Source organism: Pseudoalteromonas sp. P1-25 (assembly GCF_001401805.1).
In the GTDB taxonomy this organism is placed as follows: Bacteria; Pseudomonadota; Gammaproteobacteria; order Enterobacterales; family Alteromonadaceae; genus Pseudoalteromonas.
Map to the genome: position 1 here is coordinate 1 of NZ_LKDW01000063.1, position 3,847 is coordinate 3,847.

The following is a 3,847-nucleotide window of genomic DNA, read 5'->3' on the forward strand; positions in this document are numbered from 1 at the left end:
GATTCACTTGGCGATATGACACCAATAGGTTATCTTAAGGTGGCATAAAATTCTATGAAAGAGCTGTACTAAATTGGGTGGAGTTACAAAACCTATTCCACCAAAAATAAAAAAATAGAACTTTTTGGGACTCGATTCGATAGAAGCAATTACCCGTTCCCCTCCTTTATTATGTATAACGCCATCGTTATAAGTAAAGTAGCTCCATAGAATGAAAAACAAGCCCAGTAAAATAGTTACGTATGCTTTTGTTTCTTGCTTTGAGTTTTGCTCTGATATTTCTAATTGCTTTAAAACTTTAGGATCTACTCTCTTTGGGTTGTTGAGCTCTTCTATTATGCGCTTGTATCTTTGTGGGTACTTGTTTGCATCAATAGTTTCAAGTGCTTCATGTAATTCTTTAAGAGAATAATTAGAGTAATCAATGTTGATAATGATTTTCCTTAAATCTTTTTAATACATTTTGAGCTGTAATCAGAATTTTAAATTAAAGAAAATTACTAATTACCTATCAGCCACTGTTTTAGCAAACTCAAGCAACTCACGGCGTAACCACTGGTGTGCGGGTGCATGGTGAAGTAGCGGGCTCCATATCATTTTTACCTCAATAGGGACTATTTGAAACGGTACTGGGCTAATGACTAAATCGGTATGTGTGGTTAACAATTTAGCTTGCCTGCGCGGCAAGGTAGCAATAAGTTGCTCAGATTGGCAAAGCAAACTTGCAATCATGTAGTGGCGGGTAAACACCCGTATTTTTCGGGTTTGCTCTAACTGCCAAAGTGCTTCATCTACCCAGCCTAGCTTTTGCTTACCTGATTTGTTGGTAACGGCGGCTTCTGGTCCCCAACCAGCACGGTTTACCCAAATGTGTTCTTTTTGTAGGTAATCATCAAGGCTTGAAAGCTGTAAAAAGGTATTTTTAGGATGGGTTAAACAGCAGTAATTATCTCGCCAAACGCTGGCTTGATGAAACGAGCGTGGTAGGCCGTTAAAACGATTAATAGCTAAATCGATAGTGCCTTTTTCCATATCTTGCAGATTTACATCGCTTGGGCTAAGTACATCAAAATTAATCCCTGGGTTTTTAGTTAACTGCTCAGTGATAAAGGGGGCAATTAAGGTCGACTCCATGTAGTCGTTTGCCATTATTCTAAAGGTCACCTCTGCCGTTGCTGGGTTAAATTGCTCACTGGGCTGAGTAATCGCCTCTGCCATTTTTAAAAGAGACTCTATTTCAGGCTTTAAGCTAAGTGCTTTGCTGGTGGGGGTCATAGAGCCTGCGGCACGCACCAGTAGTGGGTCGTCAAATAAATCACGTAATCGTTTAAGTGCGTTACTCATGGCAGGTTGTGTTAGCGCGAGTTTATTAGCCGCTTTTGAAACACTTTTTTCATCAATGAGCACATTTAAGTACACTAATAAGTTGAGATCGACGTTACGTATATTCATGTGGGCGTGTTGGCCTTTCAGGGTTGAAATTTGTTCAATCTAGGGACGGTTAAATCGCGGCGCGAGATCTGCCACCTAGTGGGCTAAGTAAAAATCGTGCAACAAAGAGTTAATCGTCCCTAGGAAGAACCCTCTGGGCAGTGTGTATTTGGCCTTTATGCGGCGTTAAAGTACATTTATGGGGAGTAACCACACTACATGTGCTTGCCTTGCTTAAAAGCCAAATTCACGGCTGCAAAATTAACCTCGAAAGGTCAATACGCCCAATAAATTTTATTTATATGCTTTATTAATTACCTAAATTAAAGCCTGCTTGCTAAGGTGTAAACAATTAATAAAAAATAACCGCTATAAGTGGTAAAAATAAAAGTGCTGTAATCATGTCAAAATCGTTAACTAATCAATCCAATAATGCGCTAAAGCAAGTTATTGCTACTAAGTTGGCCCGCGCTGTTTTTGCAGGCTTTGAAGCCATGTTTGCGCAGTTTTTAAACATTACGCTAGGTGCGCAAAGCCGGTTTGAACAACAAAAATATCACGATGTGCAAACTGCCATGCGCGAACGCTTACAAGTGTACGAACGTGAAGTAAAAAATGTCAGTGAAGCTGTCAGAGTAATTGCTTACGCTGAACTAACGTGCCCGCAAACATGGCAGCTAGCTAAGAATATATACGGCGATATGGTGCAAAACCATGAAAATAAACCCATAGCGCATACCTTTTTTAATTCTACCTTTGGTGCAATTTGGGACGATAAAAAAATACGTACCGTACATTTGTTTGTATTAAAAGCAAAATACAGAAGCGAGCCGCGTTCGTATGAAAACTTAGTGAGTAGAATATCGTTTAAAGATGGGTTTAACCATGCTGTAAAAACGCTTATTGCTCGCCAAGCATTTAGAGTGCCTTTTAGTCATTTAGACGCCGATCTACAGGCATTGCAAACAACCTTAATAGCCGGTGCAAAGCAGCAATGTAAACAAGTGTATGAGCTTATAAATTTAAATAATGGATATATAGAATACGCAAATTCATTATTTTTTAGAAACAAAGCCTGTTACTTAATAGGGCGCTGCATTGCTAAAAATGGTGATAATATGCCTTTTGCTATCGCCATATTAAATACTAATAGAGGGTTAAAGCTTGATGCCGTAATGATGGGCGCCGATCAGTTAAGTTTACTGTTTGGTTTTGCTCGCACCTATTTTATGGTTGATACCGACCAGCCCGCACGTTATGTCGATTACTTAAGCGTGCTAATGCCTCATAAAAAACGGTTTGAATTATTTAATGCGATTGGCTTTATTAAGCATGCCAAAACAGAGTTTTATCGATACAAAGTTGATACCACTAAAAATAGCCCGACTCATTTTAAATACGTGACAGCACCAGGTACACCCGGCATGGTTATGCTGGTATTTACCATTGAAGGGCTAGACTACGTTTATAAAGTAATAAAAGATAAATTTAGTGCACCCAAAACAGCAACAAAAGCACAAGTAAAAGCCAAGTACAATTTTGTAAAGCAAGCCGACCGTGTAGGGCGCTTAGTTGATACACACGAATTTAGGTATTTAGCGTTCGACCTCAGCCGCTTTAGCGACGAGTTACTTAAGCAAATGAAGGCACAAATTGGCAGTAGCATGGTTATATCGGGTAAGGCGCTTATTTTAAAGCATGTGTATGTTGAACGAAAAATGACGCCGCTTAATTTATACATTAATCACTGCTCTGACAAAGCATTACAACAGGTTATGACCGATTACGGTAAAGCGATTAAAGACTTAGCGGGTGCTAATATATTCCCAGGGGATATGCTAATGAAAAACTTTGGTGTAACCCGTTGGGGTCGTGTGGTTTTTTACGACTATGATGAAATTTGCCCACTTACTGATTGTCACTTTAGAGATGTGCCTATTGCGCAAAATGCGCTTGAGGAGTTAAGTAGTAATACTTACTTTGATATAGCAGAAAACGATATATTCCCCAGCCAGTTTAAGGTGTTTTTTAGTGCAAACGAAACGGCATTTAACTATTTTAACGATGAACATAGCGATCTGTTTTTAGCCGATTTTTGGCAAGCTTGCCAACAACAAATCAAATCAGGCTATTTGCCCGATGTGTACCCATATAAACAAAGCTGGCGGTTTAAATAAAAATAACTAACCCCATGTCTAGCTAGGGCCTGTTTATCTTTCGAGGTTAAATTTGCAGCCGTCTGTTTGGTTGTTCCCCATAAATAGGCGATAACGTAGCATAAATGCCAAACAGGCGCTGCCCGAAGGGTTTCTGCCTAGGGGTCATTTACTCTTTGTTGCCTACATGGATGTAGGTAAGGGGCGTGAGCAGGACGCGGAAGCTTTGCTCGGTTTTTACTTAGCCCACTAGGTTACAA

Annotated in this window: 2 protein-coding genes; one reads left to right on the top strand and one right to left on the bottom strand. The window is 39.7% G+C overall.

The annotated features are described in order from the left end of the window. Window positions 1-504 precede the first annotated feature (504 nt). Window positions 505-1,452: a LysR family transcriptional regulator gene (locus AN393_RS19430; RefSeq protein WP_055014369.1), complete on the bottom strand. Its 948-nt coding sequence runs from the start codon at window positions 1,450-1,452 to the stop codon at window positions 505-507. 380 nt (window positions 1,453-1,832) lie between these two features. Between AN393_RS19430 and aceK the strand changes: the two genes are divergently transcribed. Continuing rightward, a complete protein-coding gene (aceK, locus tag AN393_RS19435) occupies window positions 1,833-3,608 on the top strand; it encodes a bifunctional isocitrate dehydrogenase kinase/phosphatase (RefSeq protein WP_055018934.1) in 1,776 nt (591 codons plus the stop codon). Window positions 3,609-3,847 lie beyond the last annotated feature (239 nt).

Excerpts from the sequence above, each read along its gene's own strand:
- AN393_RS19430 (WP_055014369.1), bottom strand. The coding sequence starts at position 1,452 with ATGAATATACGTAACGTCGATCTCAACTTATTAGTGTACTTAAATGTG.
- aceK (WP_055018934.1), top strand. The coding sequence starts at position 1,833 with ATGTCAAAATCGTTAACTAATCAATCCAATAATGCGCTAAAGCAAGTT.